This window comes from Lentzea sp. NPDC051838 (assembly GCF_040681245.1).
Classification (GTDB): domain Bacteria; phylum Actinomycetota; class Actinomycetes; order Mycobacteriales; family Pseudonocardiaceae; genus Lentzea.
Window position 1 is genome coordinate 186,074 of sequence record NZ_JBFAYI010000005.1, and the last position, 17,865, is coordinate 203,938.

12 protein-coding genes are annotated in these 17,865 nt (G+C 68.5%); 9 read left to right on the plus strand and 3 right to left on the minus strand.

Features of this window, described 5'->3' with window-relative positions; all coding sequences use genetic code 11:
* Positions 1 to 462, minus strand: coding sequence for a DUF485 domain-containing protein (locus AB0M24_RS14525; protein WP_363766234.1), 462 nt, complete (start codon positions 460 to 462; stop codon positions 1 to 3).
* A gap of 229 nt (positions 463 to 691) precedes the next feature.
* On the opposite strand from AB0M24_RS14525, the gene AB0M24_RS14530 reads away from it, so the two are divergent.
* The 6 genes from AB0M24_RS14530 (at position 692) to AB0M24_RS14555 (ending at position 8,902) form a co-directional block, all read left to right on the plus strand.
* Positions 692 to 2,155, plus strand: coding sequence for an OFA family MFS transporter (locus tag AB0M24_RS14530; RefSeq protein WP_363766237.1), 1,464 nt, complete (start codon positions 692 to 694; stop codon positions 2,153 to 2,155).
* 103 nt (positions 2,156 to 2,258) lie between these two features.
* A complete protein-coding gene (locus AB0M24_RS14535) occupies positions 2,259 to 4,424 on the plus strand; it encodes a nitrate- and nitrite sensing domain-containing protein (protein ID WP_363766240.1) in 2,166 nt (721 codons plus the stop codon).
* Complete coding sequence (locus tag AB0M24_RS14540; RefSeq protein WP_363766242.1) at positions 4,421 to 4,819, plus strand: roadblock/LC7 domain-containing protein; 399 nt, start codon at positions 4,421 to 4,423, stop codon at positions 4,817 to 4,819. The genes AB0M24_RS14535 and AB0M24_RS14540 overlap by 4 nt, the downstream gene beginning before the upstream one ends.
* The gene (locus AB0M24_RS14545; RefSeq protein WP_363766245.1) at positions 4,816 to 5,334 is read left to right on the plus strand and encodes a DUF742 domain-containing protein; all 519 of its coding nucleotides are present in this window, start codon (positions 4,816 to 4,818) and stop codon (positions 5,332 to 5,334) included. The genes AB0M24_RS14540 and AB0M24_RS14545 overlap by 4 nt, the downstream gene beginning before the upstream one ends.
* Before the next feature lie 53 nt (positions 5,335 to 5,387).
* A complete protein-coding gene (locus AB0M24_RS14550; RefSeq protein WP_363766248.1) occupies positions 5,388 to 5,975 on the plus strand; it encodes a nitroreductase family protein in 588 nt (195 codons plus the stop codon).
* On the plus strand, positions 5,972 to 8,902 hold the full coding sequence (locus AB0M24_RS14555; protein ID WP_363766251.1) for a BTAD domain-containing putative transcriptional regulator: 2,931 nt from the start codon (positions 5,972 to 5,974) through the stop codon (positions 8,900 to 8,902). Before AB0M24_RS14550 ends, AB0M24_RS14555 begins: the two co-directional genes overlap by 4 nt.
* Before the next feature lie 153 nt (positions 8,903 to 9,055).
* Here the strand turns inward: AB0M24_RS14555 and AB0M24_RS14560 are convergent, their stop codons facing one another.
* Positions 9,056 to 10,768 (minus strand): alpha-L-fucosidase, encoded by a 1,713-nt coding sequence (locus AB0M24_RS14560; protein ID WP_363766254.1) that lies wholly within the window; start codon positions 10,766 to 10,768, stop codon positions 9,056 to 9,058.
* Between the two features lie 101 nt (positions 10,769 to 10,869).
* Positions 10,870 to 11,655 carry a polyketide synthase dehydratase domain-containing protein gene (locus AB0M24_RS14565; protein ID WP_363766257.1) on the minus strand — a complete coding sequence of 262 codons (786 nt, stop codon included), beginning with the start codon at positions 11,653 to 11,655 and terminating at the stop codon, positions 10,870 to 10,872.
* A gap of 88 nt (positions 11,656 to 11,743) precedes the next feature.
* Here AB0M24_RS14565 and AB0M24_RS14570 point away from each other — a divergent pair, with 88 nt between their 5' ends.
* From AB0M24_RS14570 to AB0M24_RS14580, 3 genes are all read left to right on the plus strand, one after another.
* Complete coding sequence (locus tag AB0M24_RS14570; protein WP_363766260.1) at positions 11,744 to 14,914, plus strand: BTAD domain-containing putative transcriptional regulator; 3,171 nt, start codon at positions 11,744 to 11,746, stop codon at positions 14,912 to 14,914.
* 25 nt (positions 14,915 to 14,939) lie between these two features.
* Complete coding sequence (locus AB0M24_RS14575; RefSeq protein WP_363766263.1) at positions 14,940 to 16,955, plus strand: tetratricopeptide repeat protein; 2,016 nt, start codon at positions 14,940 to 14,942, stop codon at positions 16,953 to 16,955.
* Positions 16,956 to 17,315: 360 nt separating this feature from the next.
* The gene (locus AB0M24_RS14580; protein WP_045310305.1) at positions 17,316 to 17,864 is read left to right on the plus strand and encodes a Uma2 family endonuclease; all 549 of its coding nucleotides are present in this window, start codon (positions 17,316 to 17,318) and stop codon (positions 17,862 to 17,864) included.
* Position 17,865: the final 1 nt, after the last annotated feature.

The following is a 17,865-nucleotide window of genomic DNA, read 5'->3' on the forward strand; positions in this document are numbered from 1 at the left end:
TTACTCCTCGACGCCTGTCTTCTCTGCGAGCAATGTGCGCTGCGGGTCCAGCCGTCGCTTTGCGTAACGGGCATAACCGAGCGTGATCAGGATGGACGTGACGAACTGCCCGAGTCCCAGCAGGATCCCGAGGTTGATCACACCGATTACCTTCGTGCTGACGAGGTCGTGCGCATATGCGGACAGCAGCACGAACGTCAGGTAGGACGCGAGGAACAAAGCGGTCATCGGGAAGATGAACGTCGTGAGCCGGCGACGCAGGGTGCGGAATTCGTCGGTCTGCTGAATCAACGCGAAGTTCGGCTTGCCGTTCGAATCGACGTACGACAAAGTCTCGGGGTCGTCGAACGACGCGAAACCCCGGATTTCCCGATGCTCGTGCTGCGTTTCCCCAGGCGACCACATCGCCTTGGTCATGTACCCCCGCCCCTCGCTGTGCGGCGACCACTGTAGCGCTCTCACGTGTGCAGTCAACGTGCCCGAGTACCGGGAAACGGGCAAAACCGGACACTGCATTCGTCTCAAATGGTCAGACCTGAGGATACCTCAGTGATCTTGGGTGCAGAAGCTCCCGGAGTTGCGTCGTATGCAACAGCGTTCGACGACTGTTCGACAGGTCCAGACCGTTGTCGCACGTGTACACCTGGCCTAGGATCGTTCGGTCCGCGTTTTTGTGACGGTTGGGGATAAAGTGGGGTTCTTAGCGCGCGAACGCACAGTCGCGCCTCCCGGATGGAACCGCTGGCTCGTTCCGCCCGCAGCTCTGGCGATTCATCTCTCCATTGGTCAGGCCTACGCCTGGAGCGTCTTCAAGACGCCTCTGGAGAAATCTCTGGGCATCACGGGAACGCAGTCGGCATTGCCCTTCCAGCTCGGCATCGTGATGCTCGGGCTCTCGGCCGCGGTGCTCGGCACGACCGTGGAGCGCAAGGGACCCAGGTGGGCGATGTTCACCTCCCTGGTCTGCTTCTGCTCCGGTCTGCTGATCTCCGCCGCCGGTGTGTGGGCGGGCCAGTACTGGGTCGTCGTCCTGGGCTACGGCCTCGTCGGCGGCATCGGCCTCGGCATCGGCTACATCTCGCCGGTCTCGACGCTGATCAAGTGGTTCCCGGACCGGCCGGGCATGGCGACCGGTATCGCGATCATGGGCTTCGGCGGCGGAGCGTTGATCGCGTCACCCTGGTCGACCTCGATGCTGACGGCGTTCGGCAACACGTCGACGTCGGGCATCGGCAAGGCCTTCCTCATCCACGGTCTCGCCTACGCCGTGTTCATGAGCCTCGGCGTGCTGCTGATCCGCCTGCCCTCCAAGGAGTTCACGGAGGAGAAGGCCGCGCTGCTCAAGGACAAGCCGAAGGCGGTCGTCGCCTTCAACGTGTCCGCGAACAACGCGATCAAGACGCCGCAGTTCTGGCTGCTGTGGGTCGTGCTGTGCTTCAACGTCTCCGCGGGCATCGGCATCCTGGAGAAGGCCGCGCCCATGCTGGTCGACTTCTTCAAGGAGTCCTCGACCCCGGTCGCGACGGCGGCGGCCACGGGCTTCGTGGCACTGCTGAGCGCGGCCAACATGGCCGGCCGGATCGTCTGGTCGTCGACCTCGGACCTGGTGGGCCGCAAGAACATCTACCGCGTCTACCTCGGCGTCGGCGCGCTGCTCTACCTGACGCTGCTCACGATCGGCTCGTCCAGCGTGCCGCTGTTCGTGGTCGCGGCGATGGTGATCCTGTCGTTCTACGGCGGCGGTTTCGCCACGATCCCGGCCTACCTGCGGGACCTCTTCGGCACCTACCAGGTCGGCGCGATCCACGGCCGCCTGCTGACCGCGTGGTCGGTCGCCGGCGTCCTCGGGCCGCTGATCGTCAACGCCATCGCGGACGCGGGCAAGAAGGCGGGCCACACCGGGCCCGACTTGTACACCACGTCGTTCTACATCATGATCTCGCTGCTGGTCGTTGGTTTCGTAGCGAACGAGTTGGTCCGCCCGGTCAACCCGAAGTTCCACGAACCCAAGGCAGCTGACGAGAGCGACAAGCCCGAGCCGAAGACGGACGACGAGGCCACGGTCGCCAAGTGGAACGAGGCGGAGGCCGCGGACGTCGCAGAGGCGGCCGACAAGACCGACGCTGAAGACGCGGAAGGCGTGGTGCGGAAGTGAACTCCCAGCGCTTGTTGCTAGTCGGCGCGTGGTTGTGGGTGGGCATCCCGCTCGCCTACGGCCTGTACCGGCTCTTCCTGAACGCGGCCAAGCTCTTCGTCTGATGTTCAACGCGCTCGTCAACTGGCGCAACTGGCGCCTGCCGGTGAAGCTCGCCGCGGTGTTGATCGTTCCGGTCTTCATCGCGGTGGGCGCCGGCGTACTGCAGATCCAGTCGCACATGGAACGCGCCGAGTCCTACGCGGCGCTCCAGCGGCTGGTGAAGGTCCGTTCCGCGCTGATCCCCGTGATCGAGGGCGTGCAGGCGGAACGTCGGATCGTCGCCGAGGGCTCCGGCCCGCAGGCGCTCCAGGAACAGATCAAGCGCACCGACGACGCCCGCACGGCGTTGCGCGCCCAGGTCGCCAAGACCTCGCTGTCGCAGGTCGTCACGGCCCGCATGGACGACGTCCGCTCCCGCATCGCCGGTCTGCCCGCGCTGCGCGAGAAGACCGGTGACGTGCCGGGCGTGATCAAGGAGTACACCTCCCTCACCGAGGCGATGCTCGACGTCGACGAGGTGCTCGCCAGCGAGTTCGGCGACGCGGCCCTGTCCCGCACGGCGATGGGCCTGCACCACGCGCTGCACGTGCAGGAGCAGGTCCTCTACCAGCAGGCGGTCGTGCTGTCCGGGCTCACCCGCGGCCAGCTCGTCACCGCCGAGGTGCGCTCGCTCGTCGAGTCGAACGTCAAGCTCGGCTACATCGCCGGGCAGTTCGCGGCACTCGCGACGCCGGAGCAGCTCAGCTCGTACTGGTCGTTCTTCAACGGACCGGACATCGAGGCGCACCGCAAGATGCTCGCGACGGCGGTGCTGCACCCGACCTCTGACGCTCCCGCGACCGGAAACACGACCGGAAACGGAACCGGGAACAACGCGAACAAGCCCAAGCCGTTGCCGATCGCGGCCGCGGACTGGAGCAAGGCGTCCGGTGCCGTCGCGAAGTCGCTGGACGGCGTGGTGACAGGTCTGCAGAACGACCTGCGCGACACCGCGAACCGCCTGCGCGACGAGACCAGCGACCGGGCCGGCGCGGCGTCCGCGATCCTGTTCGCCAGCCTGATCCTGGCCGGCACCGTCGGGTTCGTCGTCGGCCGCTACCTGCTGCGCTCGTTGAACGCCCTGCGCCGCTCGGCTCTCGAAGTGGCGTGGCACAAGCTTCCCGAGATGGTCGCGACCGGTCGCGGCAGCACCGAGATCGAAGCGGTGCCCGTCGACACGACCGAGGAGTTCGGCCAGGTGGCGCGCGCGTTCGACGCCGTGCACCAGCAGGCCGTGAAGTCGGTGATCGAGCAGGCCGCGATGCGCGCGAACATGCGCAACATCTTCGTGAACCTGTCGCGGCGCAGCCAGAGCCTCGTCGAACGCCAGCTCAAGCTGATGGAGGAGCTGGAGAAGTACGAGGAGGACCCGGACCAGCTCGCGAACCTCTTCAAGCTCGACCACCTCGCCACCCGCATGCGCCGCAACAACGAGAACCTGATGGTGCTCTCGGGCGGCGACGTGGCCCGCAGGTTCCACCGCCCGATCCCGCTCACCGACGTGCTGCGCGCGGCGGCCGCCGAGATCGAGCAGTACCAACGGGTGATGGTGCACACCGCGCCGAACGCCGAAGTAGTCGGTTACGTGGCAAGCGACCTCGTGCGCCTGCTGGCCGAACTTCTTGACAACGCAACGGCTTTCTCGCCGCCGCACACCCAGGTCTCGATCAGCGCGTCGATCGAGGCCGGCGACATCGTGCAGATCGACGTGGTCGACAACGGCATCGGCATCGACCAGGAGGCGCTGGCCGTGGTGAACCACCGGCTGGAGGCCGCCGGTGAGGGTGTCGAGGTCCAGGTCTTCCGCGAAATGGGACTTTTCGTCGTCGGAAGGCTCGCCGCACGCCACCAGATCGTGGTACGTCTCGATGCCCAACAGGGCAAGGGGACTCGCGCGATCGTGTTGGTTCCGGCGGAACTGGCACCACGACGCGAAGAGTCCTGGGAGTCTTTCCGAGGGGAAGCGGTAGAGCAGCAGCTGCCGGTGCGGCCGACGACGTCCGGCCCGGCCAGGGAACCCGAGTCGGTTTCGGCCCGGGGATCGGACTCCTGGTTCGAGTCACCGGCTGCCGTTGTGCCGCCTCCCCCCGCACCAGCACGCCAGTCGCCTGAGTCGGCCCGGGGCTTCCTCGACGCCTTCCAGCGCGGTGTGCAGCGAGGCCTTCCCGACCGGCAGGAGAGTCGATGAGCACGCAGGTGGACCAGTTCGGATGGCTGGTCACCAACTTCGCCGAGCGCACACCCGGCATCGAGCACGCCGTGGTGATCTCGGCCGACGGGTTGGTGTTGATCTCGTCGACCAAGCTGCCCCAGCACGTCGCGCCGCAGTTCGCCGCGATCGTCGCGGGAGTGGTGTCGCTCGCGGAGTCGGCGTCCCAGTGCTTCGCGGGTGACGCGGTGGTCCGCACGGTCGTGCAGATGGACCGGGGCGTCATGCTGCTGTCGTCGATCAGCGACGGTTCGGTGCTCGCGGTGCTGGCGTCGAACTCGTGCGACGTCGCGCAGGTCGCGTACGAGATGACGGTCGTCGTGCGGCAGGTGGGCCAGCTGCTCACGCCGGAACTGCGGGCCGAGCTCGCATGAACCGGGAAGACGAGGAGCAGGTCAACTTCGGTGACCTGGTCAGCGGGTTCAGCTTCGACAGCGCGCGCATCCGCAGACGTGGCAAGAAGAAGGCTCCGCGCATCGTGGAGCCTCCACCCGAGCCGGATCCGTACGCCACACTGCCGTTCGAGCCCGTGCCGCCGTTGCCGTCCATCGAGTCGTCGGCGTCCATCGTGCGCGCGTACGCGTGGACCGGTGGGCGCACGACGTCCGAGGTGCACCTGGAGATCGAGACGCTGGTCTCGGTGAACGAGCGCTCGGCCACGGCGGTGCGCCCCGAGCACCAGGACGTGCTGGCGTTGTGCCAGTCGCCGCGGTCGGTGGCGGAGATCGCCGCACTGCGTCATCTGCCGTTGGGTGTCACGAAGGTGCTGCTCGGTGACATGGCGTCGCACGGGCTGATCGACGTGCACCGGACCGCGTCGTCCTACGGCGAGGAGCGTCCGGACGGGGCGTTGCTGGAGCGGGTGCTGGCGGGCCTTCGTCGTCTCTGAGTGCGGCTCCGCGGTCGCTGCTACGGTCGAGATCATCGACTGGGGAGGTTGACGTGGAGTTTCAGGACGTTGTCCGTCGTCGGCGCATGGTTCGCAAGTTCACCGACGAGCCCGTCAGCGACGAGAGCATCCAGCGGATCATGCGCAACTCGGTGCGCGGTCCGTCGGCCGGGTTCTCGCAGGGGCAGGGCTTCCTGGTGCTGCAGGGTGAGCAGCTGAAGAAGCTCGGCGAGATGTTCGAGTGGTGGGGCGGGGAGGACGCGAAGACCGCGCCGGTCGTCGTCATCCCGTTCTCGGCCAAGGACGTGTACCTCGACCGGTACGCGCAGGAGGACAAGGGCTGGACGGACCGCAGCGAGGACCACTGGCCGGTGCCGTACTGGGACATCGACACGGGCATGGCCGCGCTGCTGATCCTGCAGACCGCGGTCGACGAGGGCCTCGGCGCGGTGTTCTTCGGCACCGACAAGGAGAAGTGGCCTGAGCTGCGCGCGGAGTTCGGCGTGCCGGACAGCTACGTGCCGATCGGCATGATCGCGATCGGCCACCCCGCCGAGGAGGGCATCTCCGAGGGGGCGTCGCCGCGCACGCGCAAGCGCACGAAGTTCGAGGACATGGTCCACTGGGGTCAGTGGTCGTGAGGTCGTTCGGCCTGCTCGGGCCGTTGGACGTGGTGCTCGACGGGCGCCACGTCCACGTCCCGCCCGGCAAGCGGCGGGTCGTGCTCGCCGCGTTGTTGTTGCGGCCCGGGCAGGTCGTCGGGGTCGACGAACTCGTCGAGCTCGTCGGTGGTTCGCGGGGTGCGCTGCAGACCACGGTCGGCCGGTTGCGCGAGGACCTCGGCGCGGCGGATCTGGTGCAGACGCGGCCGGGTGGCTACCTGCTGGACGTGCGGCCCGACGAGGTCGACGTCCACCGGTTCTCCACTTTGGAGCCGCGCCAAGCTTTGGCGTTGTGGCGTGGGCGTCCGTTCGCGGACATCGGCAGCGACGCCTTGGAACGCGACCACGTGCCGGCGTTGACCGAGAAGTACCTGACAGTGCTGGAAGCGCGGATCGAGGGTGACCTCCGGGCGGGCAGGCACTCGGAACTGGTCCCCGAACTGCGCTCGCTCACCCGGCAACACCCCGTGCGGGAACGGTTGTGGGCTCAGCTGATCATCGCGCTGCACCGCTGCGACCGGCAGACCGAGGCGTTGCAGGCCTACGACGACATCCGTTCGAGGCTCGCCGACGAGCTGGGTCTCGACCCCGGCAAGGACCTGCAGCAGGCCCACCAGCAGGTGCTCACCGCCGACAACCGGCCGAGGTCCCGCAACGACCTGCCCGGCGACATCCCGGACTTCGCGGGCCGCGCGCAGGACCTCGACCAGATCCTCGCCGCCGTCCCGTCCGGCTGCGTCGCGATCACCGCGATCGACGGCATGGCGGGCATCGGCAAGACGACTTTGGCGGTCCGCGCCGCCCACCGCCTGGCGTCGCGCTTCCCGGACGCGCAGCTGTTCGTCGACCTGCACTCCTACACCGACGGCGTCGAACCGCGGACCCCGTCGGACGCGCTGCTGGCGTTGCTGACCGCACTCGGCGTGCCCGCGCACGACATCCCGGACGGCCTCGACGCCCGCGCGGCCCGGTGGCGCGCGGAAATGGCCCACCGCAAGGCACTCGTGGTGCTCGACAACGCGGGCAGCGCCGCCCAGGTCCGCCCGCTGCTGCCCGGCTCCGGCCTCGTCCTGGTGACCAGCAGGCGCCGGCTCCTGGATCTCGATGCCGCGCACACGGTCTCGCTCGACGTTCTGTCCGAAGAGGACTCGATCAAGCTGCTCGCGAGCATCGTCGGCCCCAGAGCCGATCTTGAAACAGCACGCGAGATCGTCCGGCTCTGCGGCTACCTGCCGTTGGCGGTGCGGATCGTCGGTGCCCGCTGGCGCACCAGGCCGGCGTGGACCGCGCTCGACCTGACGCGCAGACTCACCGAACAACGGCTGGCCGCGCTGGAGTCGGGCGAGCGCAGTGTCGCGAACGCGTTCGCGTTGTCCTACCAGCAACTCACTCCCGAACAGCAGCGCCTCTTCCGCAGGCTGGGCTTGCACACCGGTGAGGACTGGGACGCCCACCTCGCCGCGGCGCTGATCGGCTCGACGCGCGTAGAGGCTGAACGACTGCTGGACGAGCTGCTCGACGTGCATCTGGTGCAGCAGAAGGAGAACGGCCGCTTCCGCTTCCACGACCTGCTGGCCGACCACGCGAAGGCCAGCGTCGAGCCGGACGAGAAGAACGAGGCGGTCGTCCGCATCCTCGACCACTACCTGCACGGCGCGGCGGCTTCCGCGCTGCGCATCGCGCCCGGACGGCCCGAGATCCATTCGGCGGTGACGTACGAGCTGGTCGACCCGCCGACGTTCGCCACGTCGGTCGAGGCGCTGGCCTGGCAGGAGAAGGAGAGGTCGAACCTCAGGACCGCCGTCTACCTGGCCGCGTACGAGGGGCACTACCGGTATGCGTGGCAGCTGCCGCACCACTTCGCGCACTTCCTGCTGTTACGCGGATCCGGTCGGGAGCGGGTCGAGGTGCAGAGTGTCGCGCTGGCCGCCGCGCACCAGCTCGGTGATCTGCAGGCGCGTGCGGAAGCGTTGCGCGGCTTGGGATCGGCATTCATGGCACAGGACGACCACAAGACAGCGAAGAAGCACCTGGACGAGGCTCTCGACCTCATGCGGCAGATCGGAGATACTCGCGGAGAAGCCTCGACGATGGGGTTGCTCGGCATGATCGCGAGGGAACGGTACGAGTACGACAAAGCGATGGAGTACTTCGAACGCGGTTTGGTGCTGATGCGGCAGGTGGGTGCCCCGACAGGAGAAGCCAACGCGCTGCACAACATCGCCATCGTGCACGCCGAGCTCGGGCAGAACGACCGGGCGCTCGCCCACATGCGGGAGTCGATCGAGTTGCTGAGGGCGCACGGCGAGGTGCGCGGTACCGCGATGGTCATGCACGACATGGCCCACGTGTACTTCGACAGCTTCCGTCACGAGGAGTGCCTGCAGTGGGTGGAGCGGTCGCTGGCCGCCTACCAGGAGTCGGGTGACCGGCGCGGCCAGGCGCTCGCCATGGCCGACTTCGCCTACTGGCGATACGAGATGGGTGACATCGACGACGCGCGCCGCCTCGCGCTCGAGACGGCGGCAGTGTGCCGGGCGTACACCAACCTGCCGGACAACCACGCCGTTCTGGCCGCGATGGAGGATGTGCGCGACCACATCGGTCAGATCGCGTTGCTCGTGGCCATGTCGCTCGAAGCGCAGGTGGACGGGCGGCTGATCGAAGCACTCGGTCATGTGCGCCGGTGTCTGGCGATTGTCCGGGCGACCAGTCGTTGGTGGGCGGAGTACCGCCTGCTCGGGCAGCTCTCCACCCTTCACCTGGCACTCGGCGACCACGAGACCGCCGTCCAGTACGGCGAGGAGGCGGTTGTGGTCGCCGAGCGCAAGCATCAACCCAGGGCGACTGCCACGGCCAAACGGATTCTCGCTAGAGCGAAAGCGCCAGCAGCACCGTCACCGTGACGGCCGCCGCCAGCACGGCGAACGCCACCCATTGCTGCACCTTGTCCTTGGTCCTGCGCATCCCCGGCTCCCCTCGGTGGTGTTGCCACCGAGGGTGCGAGAGTGCATCCACACATCGATCCCACCGCGCTCACACGACGGGAAAGCCACAGGTCAGCTCGGTGTCAACGCCGACGCCGGGATGACTCGCTGCGACTCGTACGGGTTTGCCCACAGCAGTTTCAGGTAGGCCTCGCCGGTGAGGTCGGCGTACTCGACCTTGATCGGGTACCTCTTCCCGGCGTCCAGCGGCACCACTGCCTTGTCGATGCGCGGGCCGTGCGGTTTCGAGCCGTCGACGACGAGTTGGTCGCCGAGCCACACCTTCACCGTCTCGTCGGACACGGCCATCAACGTGTGCGGGCCGCTGTAGGCGGCTTGCAGCGATCCGGTCCACCGCACGGAGAAGTTGTCCAGCGGCACACCGGGTGCGGCTGGAGTGGTTTCGCGCCAAGGGAAGTTGAGCGTCGGGTCGATCCTGCGGGTGACGGGCCGGTCGCCGTCGAAGTACTCGCCGGTCAGGCCGGATCCGCTGCCGGACAACGGTGGTGGCGTCCGGATGGTCAGCTCGATCACCGACGCCGTGGAGTTGGTGGGCCGGCCTGACGGCTGCACGTCGATGCCGTCGCCGGAAGCCTGCCAGCGCACGCGTTGCCCGTTGCCGAGAACCCGTGCGGCCAGTACGTCGAAGGGAGCCTTGGTGGACAGGTGCAGCGAGGAAGCCCAGTCGTAGACCGAGAGGTAGAGCTTGTCGCCGCGCCGGGTCACCGCGCCCCAGCCGGGATCCGCGACCAATCCCGTCTGAGAAGTCCCGTAGACCGCGCGACCGTTCAAGCGCAACCAGTCGCCGACGCCGCGCAACGACTGCTGGGCTCCGGCCGGGATGCGGCCGAGGTCGTCGGGGCCGACGTTCAGAAGCATGTTGCCGCCGCGGCCCGCGATGTCCGTGAGGAACCGGGTGAGCTGCGACGACGGCTTGAACGCGGTGTCGTAGCGGGTCCAGCCCCAGCGGTTGCTGGTCGTGATGCACGATTCCCACGCCACAGCGTCCAGTGGCGCTTGGGGGATGTTCTGGTGGCGTTCCGGGGTCTCGTGGTCGCCGTCGACGAACCGGCTCTTCGTGACGCGGTCGTTGATGATCAACGCGGGATCGAGCGAGCGCAGGTACTGCTGCAGCTCGTCGCCGTCGCGCAACGTCCACCACGACTGGCCCTGGCCGTCGAACCACAAAGTGGCCGGGTGGTAGGTGGTCACGAGCTCGCGCAGCTGTTCGCGCAGGCGCTGCTTGTAGGCCGACGCGTCCCCGGTGACGCCGGGGTGGTGCCAGTCGTTGATCGAGTAGTAGAGCCCGAACTTCAGACCGCGCCGTTCGGAGGCGCGCTTCAGCTCGGCCAGCAGATCCCGCTGGAAACCCGAGTGGTCGCGGAGGTTCCACGTCGTCGTGCGCGTCGGCCACATCGCGAAGCCGTCGTGGTGCTTGGACGTGATGACCACGTACTTCTGGCCGGCGTCGGACGCCAGCCGCGCGATCTCGTCGGCGTCGAACTGAGCCGGGTTGAACTTCCGTGCCGCTGCTTCGTACTCGGGCCACGGGATGTCGCAGCGCAGCTTGATCCACTCGGCGTCCTGGCACACCGTGCCGTCCGGGCGCCGGTACTCGCCGCCCCACCACGAGTACGGTCCGAAGTGGACGAACATGCCGAACTTGGCGTCACGCCACCACTGTGTGCGCTCCGACGTCAACGGATCGTCGAACACGGGTGGGGGAGCCGCCGAGGCCGGCGGCACGAGCCCGAGCACCAGCAGCAGGGCGAGCAGCACGCGCACGAGTCCTCCAGAAGAGGGTCAGGTGGCGGCTGCCGATCAGAGTAGCGAGCAGACATCGGATGTAAAGACCTGAAAACCGACTCAGGTGGCGAACGGCGGGATCATTGACCCGACCTCCTCGGTTCGGGGCGTGCCACGAGCTGCACACCGGTCAGTTCCACGAGCGGCTCGCCGTGGGCGTTGATGATCGCGATGTCGCACTCGGCGTCGAGCGCGGAAGCCCGCCGCCGCAGCACCAGGCACCGCACCGGACCCTCGACCGGGCCACGCACTCTGACCACGCACTCGCGGATCGACTGCGGCTGGGTGGCCGCGCCGATCGCGTGCTCGGCCCACAGCGTCGCGAGCTGCAGAGCACCGTCGACCGCGGCCGGGTCGAGGTGCCACGGCCCGTCCGGCCACGAGAGCTCGCGCAGCCCGACGACCAGACCGAGTGCGCCGGACGGCGAAATTCCGGAGATCCGCCTGATCGACCGGAACGACGGCCCGTGGAACAGCACGCGCCCGTCGTAGGGACTGCTCCGAACGGCGGGCCGCAGATCCCTCGGAACGGACCACGCGCGCCGCTGCGCCGGAAGCGGAAACCGAGCGGCGCTCGCCCGGTGGTGCGGCACGCCCTTCGCCGACACGAGCAGCAGCGACAGCGTCTCGTCGACAACCTCCGAACGGACCGAACACTGGTCGCCACCGGCGTGAAAGCCTGGCAGCGCGATCTTTCGCAGCGACGTGATCCCGCGCAGCACCACCGGGTTCGGGCACTGCGGCCAGGCGGTGGCGGCCGCGGTGAACCACTCCAGCACGATGGCCATCGGCACGACGGGAGTCCCCGCGATCGCGTGGTCGCGCAGGAACGGATGCGTCGAAACGCCGAGCACGATGTGCCTCACGGGCCTGAGGGTCGCGGCGCCGGATCCCGTCTCGCTACCGTCTCATTCCCTGTCCCCAACTGCGGAAATTGCCCCTACGGTGACGCCCGTGGACTTCGGAATTCTGGGGCCGATCCAGGCTCGCGACTCAGGCGTCAGGCTGGAGCTGGGCGGTGTGCGCGGCCAGAAGGTGCTCGCCGCGCTGCTGCTCGCGCCGGGCCGGGTGGTGCCGCTGTCGCACCTGGTCGACGTGGTGTGGGACGGCGAGCCACCGTCGACCGGCAAGCACCAGATCCAGAAGTCGGTCGGCGACCTCCGCGCCGCGCTGGGCGTGCCGGGCATGATCGTCACGGACGGGCCCGGCTACCGGATCGTGCTCGGGGCCGCGGCTCTGGACGTGGTCACGTTCGAACGGCACGTGGCGACCGCGCAGACCGTCGAACCCGGCGAGGCCGTCCGGTTGCTGCGCACGGCGTTGTCGCTGTGGCGCGGGCCGGCGTTGGCAGGCTTGAACAGCCAGGCGCTGCGGGTCGAGGCCGAACGGCTCGACGAACGCCGGATCGCCGTCGCCCAGCAGTGCTTCGGGCTGCAGCTCGAGCTCGGGCAGCACGAGCAGGTGGTCACCGAGCTGTCCGCGCTGGTGGCCGCGAACCCGTTCCGCGAGCAACTCGTCGAGCAGCTGATGATCGCGCTGTACCGGTCGAACCGGCAGGCAGACGCGCTGGAGCTCTACGACCGGACGCGCAGGCTGCTGGCCGACGAGCTGGGCGTCGACCCCGGTCGCAGCCTGCGCACCGCGCACCAGGCGATCCTCAACCAGGACAGCGAGACCGGACCCGCGTCCCCGAAGGCGCCCGCGCAGCTGCCCGCCGACCTGGCGCGCTTCACCGGCCGGAAGTCCTGTTTGGACGAACTGGACGCGAGTCTCTCGTCGTCCACGGTCGTGATCACGTCGATCGCCGGAACCGCGGGTGTGGGCAAGACGGCGCTGGCCGTGCACTGGGCGCATCAGGTGCGGGACAGGTTCCCGGACGGCCAGCTGTACCTGAACCTGCGCGGCTACGACGACGCGCCCGCCACGACACCGGTGGAGGCGCTGACGCAGTTCCTGCGCGGGCTCGGCGTCGAACCGGACCAGATCCCGCGCGAGGTCGACGAGCAGGCGAGCCTGTACCGGTCGATCCTGTCGAACCGGCGGGTGCTCATCCTGCTGGACAACGCGGCCTGCGAGGACCAGGTGCGGCCGCTGCTGCCCGGCACACCCGGCTGCGCGGTGATCGTCACGAGCCGCAACGACATGCGCGGGCTGACCGCGTTGGACGACGCCCGGCGCGTCGAGCTGGATCTCCTGGCACCGGACGAAGCGCACACGTTGATCAACCGCGTGCTGGGTTCCGCGCGGGCCGATGCCGAACCCGAAGCGGTGGCGGATCTGGCGGCGTTGTGCGGGTATCTGCCGTTGGCGATCCGGATCGCCGCGGCCAACCTCGCGTGTCGTCCGCACGACCGGATCTCCGACGCCGTCGCGGATCTGGCGCAGGGCAACCGGTTGGCGCAGCTGGCGATCAGCGGCGACCGGCGGGCGGCGGTGACGGCGGCGTTCGAGCTGTCGCTGACGACGCTGCCGGACGAGGCGGTCCGGCTGTTCCGGCGGCTGGGGTTGTTGCCGCGCACGGACTTCACCGCGCACACGGCGTCGGTGCTGATGGGCGTGGACGACGTGCGGCCGCTGGTGTCTTTGCTGGAGGGCGCGAGCCTGATCGAACCGCACACCCGCGGCCGGTTCCGGGTGCACGACCTGCTGCACCTCTACGCGCGGGAGCTGGTGGCTTCCGACGAGGACGCGGAGAAGGCCGGGCTGCGGTTGCTCGACCACTACCTGCACACCACGGACGCGGCACTGGACGTGCTGGCGCCGGAGATGTACCGGCTGGGGCGCGACGGAACGTCGTCGTTGTCCTTCGGGAGCAAGGAAGCCGCACTGTCGTGGTTGGACGGTGAGTGGGAGTCGGTGGCGACCTGCGTGCTGCGCGCCGAACCGCCGCAGTACCGCTGGGAGCTCGCGGACTCGTTGCGCCGCATGTGGTACCTCCGCCAGCAGTTCGACCGGTGGCACGAGACGTCGTCGGCGGGGCTCAGGGCCGCCGAGCAGTGCGACGACCTGCGCGGCCAGGCCTCGATGCACCTCTCGCTCGGCACGCTGCACTGCGAGCTGGACGGACGGCAGGGGATCGGGCACCTGGAGACCGCACTCGCGCTGTACGGGGAGTCCGGTGACCGGGCGGGCCAGTTCCACTGCCTCAACAACCTGTCCGTCATCCACCTGACGCTCGGCCGCACGCAGGAGGCGATCGGGCTGCTGCGCGAGGCGTTGCCGTTGGTGGACGACAACCTCCGGCTCTCCGCCGTCGTGAACCTCAACCTCGGGGTGGCGACCGCGCAGACCGGACGGCTCAGCGAGTCCCTGAAGCACTACGAACGAGCGCGGGAACTGCTGCAGAACGCCGGTGGCAGCGTCTCGGACACGTTGGTGGAGTTCGCGTTGGGCGAGCTGCACGCGCTGCTCGGCGATCCTGACCGGGCTCGCGAGTACGCCGAACGCGGTGCGCGGCTGGCCGAGCAGTCCGGCTCGCACGCGTGGCGCTACGTGCTGCAGTCCGTCGAGGCGAAGATCGACCGCGACACCGGACGGACCCACCGCGCGCTGTCTCGTGCTCTGGCGCTCGTCGAGGAGGCCGAGGAAGGCGAGGCGGAGCTGTACGTGCTGCTCGGCCTGGTGATCGTGGGAAGCGCTTACCACCGGCTGGGACAGCTGGAACCGGCCGTCGAGGCGTTGCGCCGCGGGCTGCGGCTGGCCGGGTCGCTCGGGCGCGTCGACAACGAGACCGAGTACCTGATCGAGCTGGCCCGTGTCCTGCACGCCGCGGGAGACGACCTGTCCGCGGTGGAGCTCGCGTCGCGGGCTTTGGAGCAGGCAACGACTTTCGGCTTCCGGATGCAGCGCGGACGAGCGCTGGCCACGCTCGGTCTGGTCAGCCTCAAGGCAGGCGACTGGATGCGGGCGCACGAGTACGCCGCCGAGGCCGTGCGAGTGCAGCGGGAGACCGGATTCGTGCTCGGAGAGGCGGAGTCGTTGCTGGTGCTGGCACACGCGGCGGACCGGCTCGACGACCCGGCGGCGGCCGGGCACCTGCACGAAATGCGAGCGATCGTCGCACGGGTGACCGGTGTGCACGGCGGTGATCCCGCCGGCGTTTTGTGTGAAACTGACCTCGACTGACGGGTTTCCGGCAGAAGGGGGCGGTGTGCAGATCGGCCTCTTCCCGCGCCCGCACCAGCTGCCGGCCGCTGTCGCGGACTTCGTCGGACGCGAGGAGCTGCTGCAGTCCGTCGTGGACACGATCACCCCGTTTCCGCAGGTGGTGCTGCTGACCGGGCCTGTCGGATCGGGCAAGACGACGCTCGCCGTGCACGCGGCGCACCGGGTGGCGAACGGGCACTTCCCCGACGGCCAGCTGTTCGTGCGGCTGCGCGGTTCGACTCCGTACGAGATCCTGGGCCGCTTCCTCGTGTCGTTCGGCTTGTCCGTTCCGGGGGATTTCGCGGCACGGTTGAGCGCGTATCGAGACGCTGTTGCGCGCCAGTCACTTCTGTTCGTCCTGGACGACGCGACGAGCGTGGAGCAGGTGAAGCCGCTGCTGCCGCACGCACCGGGGTGCGCGGTGCTGGTGACGTCGCGGCACCGGTTGCGGTTACCGCACGTGGTCTCGGTCGGACCGCTGGAGCCCGCGCAGGCCTTGTCGTTGCTGGGCAAGCAGATCGGCGCCGACCGGGTGAGCGCTCAGGCGTCGTCCGCCGACGAGCTGGTGTCGGAGGTGGACTGTTCACCGCTGGCGTTGCGAATCGCCGGTGCTCGGCTCGCCGCCCGCCCGCACTGGCCGATCTCGCTCCTGGTCGACCAGCTGTCCCTGGATTCACTGGCGCACGGCGGGCTGTCCGTCCGCGCGCGGCTGGAGGAGACGGCGGGGGACCTGAGCCCGCACGCCCGCCAGTTGCTGGGGTTGCTCGCCGGCCTGGGCTCGCCGCGGTTGCCTTCCTGGGCACCCGTGGCGGCGTTCGGCGACGTGCGCGGACAGTCCGCTGTGGACGAACTGGTGTCGGCGCACCTCGTCTCGGTGGTGGGCGACGACTACGTGGTGCCGCCGTTGGTGCGGGAGTTCGCCGGGCAGGCCTCCGAGGAGGCGTTGCGGCGGGTGCTCGGCGGGTGGCTGTACCTGCTGGACCACGCCCGGTCCGCGGTGTACGGCGGTGAGTTCTCGATCATCCGCGGCTCGTCGGCGCGGGAGGTCGTGCGGCCCGATCCCTTGCTGCGCTCGGATCCATTGGCGTGGATGGAGGCGTCGTCGGACCGGCTGTGCGAGGCGGTGGCGCTCGCGGCCGAGGCCGGACTGGACGAGCTGAGCTGGGAGCTGGCACACCGGCTGGTGGTGCTGTTCGAGACGCGCACCGACTACGACGGCTGGCAGCGCACGCACGACATCGCGCTGGCGGCGTGTTCGGGCAACGTGCGCGGCACAGCGGTGTTGTGGTGCTCGCTCGCCTCGTTGCACATCAGCCAAAGCCGGTACGACCTCGCTCGTGACATGACCTTGCTCGCCCAGCAGGTCTTCGAGGACCTCGGTGATCTCGCCGGGCTCGGGCTGGTCTACCGGAACCTGGGCATCGTGTCGCGGTCGTCCGGCGACCTGGTGGCGGCTCGTCGTTGGTATCAACGAGGTCTGGCCGTGTACGAACGGCTGGGCGACCCCGTCGGGCACGCCTCGGTGCTGCAGAACCTCGCGCAGGTCGACCTCTACGACGGAGACCCGGCCGGAGCGCTCGAACGGCTCAGTGCGGCGGTGGACGTGTGTTCCGGGGTGGGACCGGTGCGCGTGCTGGCGCAGATCAACTACCGGTTCGGCAAACTGCTGGCGGCCAACGAGAAACGGGACCAGGCCTTCGGCGTGCTGACCGACGCACTGGAGCTGGTGCGCGCCGCACGTGACCGTCGAGGTGAGAGCTTCGTGCTGTACGCGTTGGGGTGCAACGACTTCGCGCGCTCGCGGTTCGGCTCCGCGCGCACGTTCCTGAACGACGCGATCACCCTCTGCGAGGCCGGCTTCGACGTCGTGGGTGCCGCGCGTGCCCGTCTGGAGCTCTCGCGCGTCCACCGTGCGTGTGGTGAACCTCAACTCGCGGACGAGCTGGAAGCGGCGTCCCGTGCGGTTTACTCGGAATTCGGGCTGAAACCCGCGATGGGCGATTTGATCTTCCGGATGTGAGGTAGGCGTTAGCTATTGCTCCAACCGAGTGCTTGGCTCAGTCGTAAGATTCCGTTAGGGTCGCATTCGCGAGCAATTGGCAGGGCGGATGGCGTTACCGAAAATCGCCCAAAAATTGATCAAAAATTAGCCACTTGTTCGATTGCAACCAAAACGCTGCTCCATCGGGGTGTTGTCTTCCACGGCAGGACCAGTCGGCGCTCACCCTGCGGGACGGTGGTGACCGAGGTGTGTGCGTGCAGTGGTGCGGGGTCGGCCAAAAGGGGCTTGCGAGTCGTGAGAATCGGACCAGTCTTGTCTAATGGCATCGCCGGGATCCGTCCGGCGGACAGTGGCCTCGACGCGGGGGTGGAACGCACCATGGGTGGTGTCCCGACGTTTCCCCACGGCAGACCACTGACGTGGGCGGACCTGGAGGCGATGCCTGATGATGGGCACCGTTTCGAACTCGTCGACGGGGTGCTGGTCATGAGCCCCTCACCCCGCCCTGTCCACCAGCGAGTCGTCGCCCGGCTGCTGGTGGCGCTGACGGCTGTCTGCCCGCCGGAGCTGGAGGTTCTTCCCGCTCCGGTCGACGTGGTGCTCGCCGACGACACGGTCTTCATCCCCGACCTGGTGGTGGGCCGGCGCGAGCAGTTCACGAAGCAGGCGCTCATGGGACCGCCCGTGCTGGCGGTCGAGGTCCTGTCGCCGCGGACGCGACACGTGGACCTGGAACTGAAGAGGGCGAAGTTCCAGGAAGTCGGCTGCGAGAACTACTGGATGATCGACTACGACTCGCCGTGGCTGCGCTGTCTGCACCTCGAAAACGGTGTGTACGTGGAGCAGGCCCGGTCCGATGGTGAAGAGATCATCGAGCTGCAGTTCCCCTTTGCAGTGAAGCTGAGCGCGCAGTCGTTGGTGCGCTGAG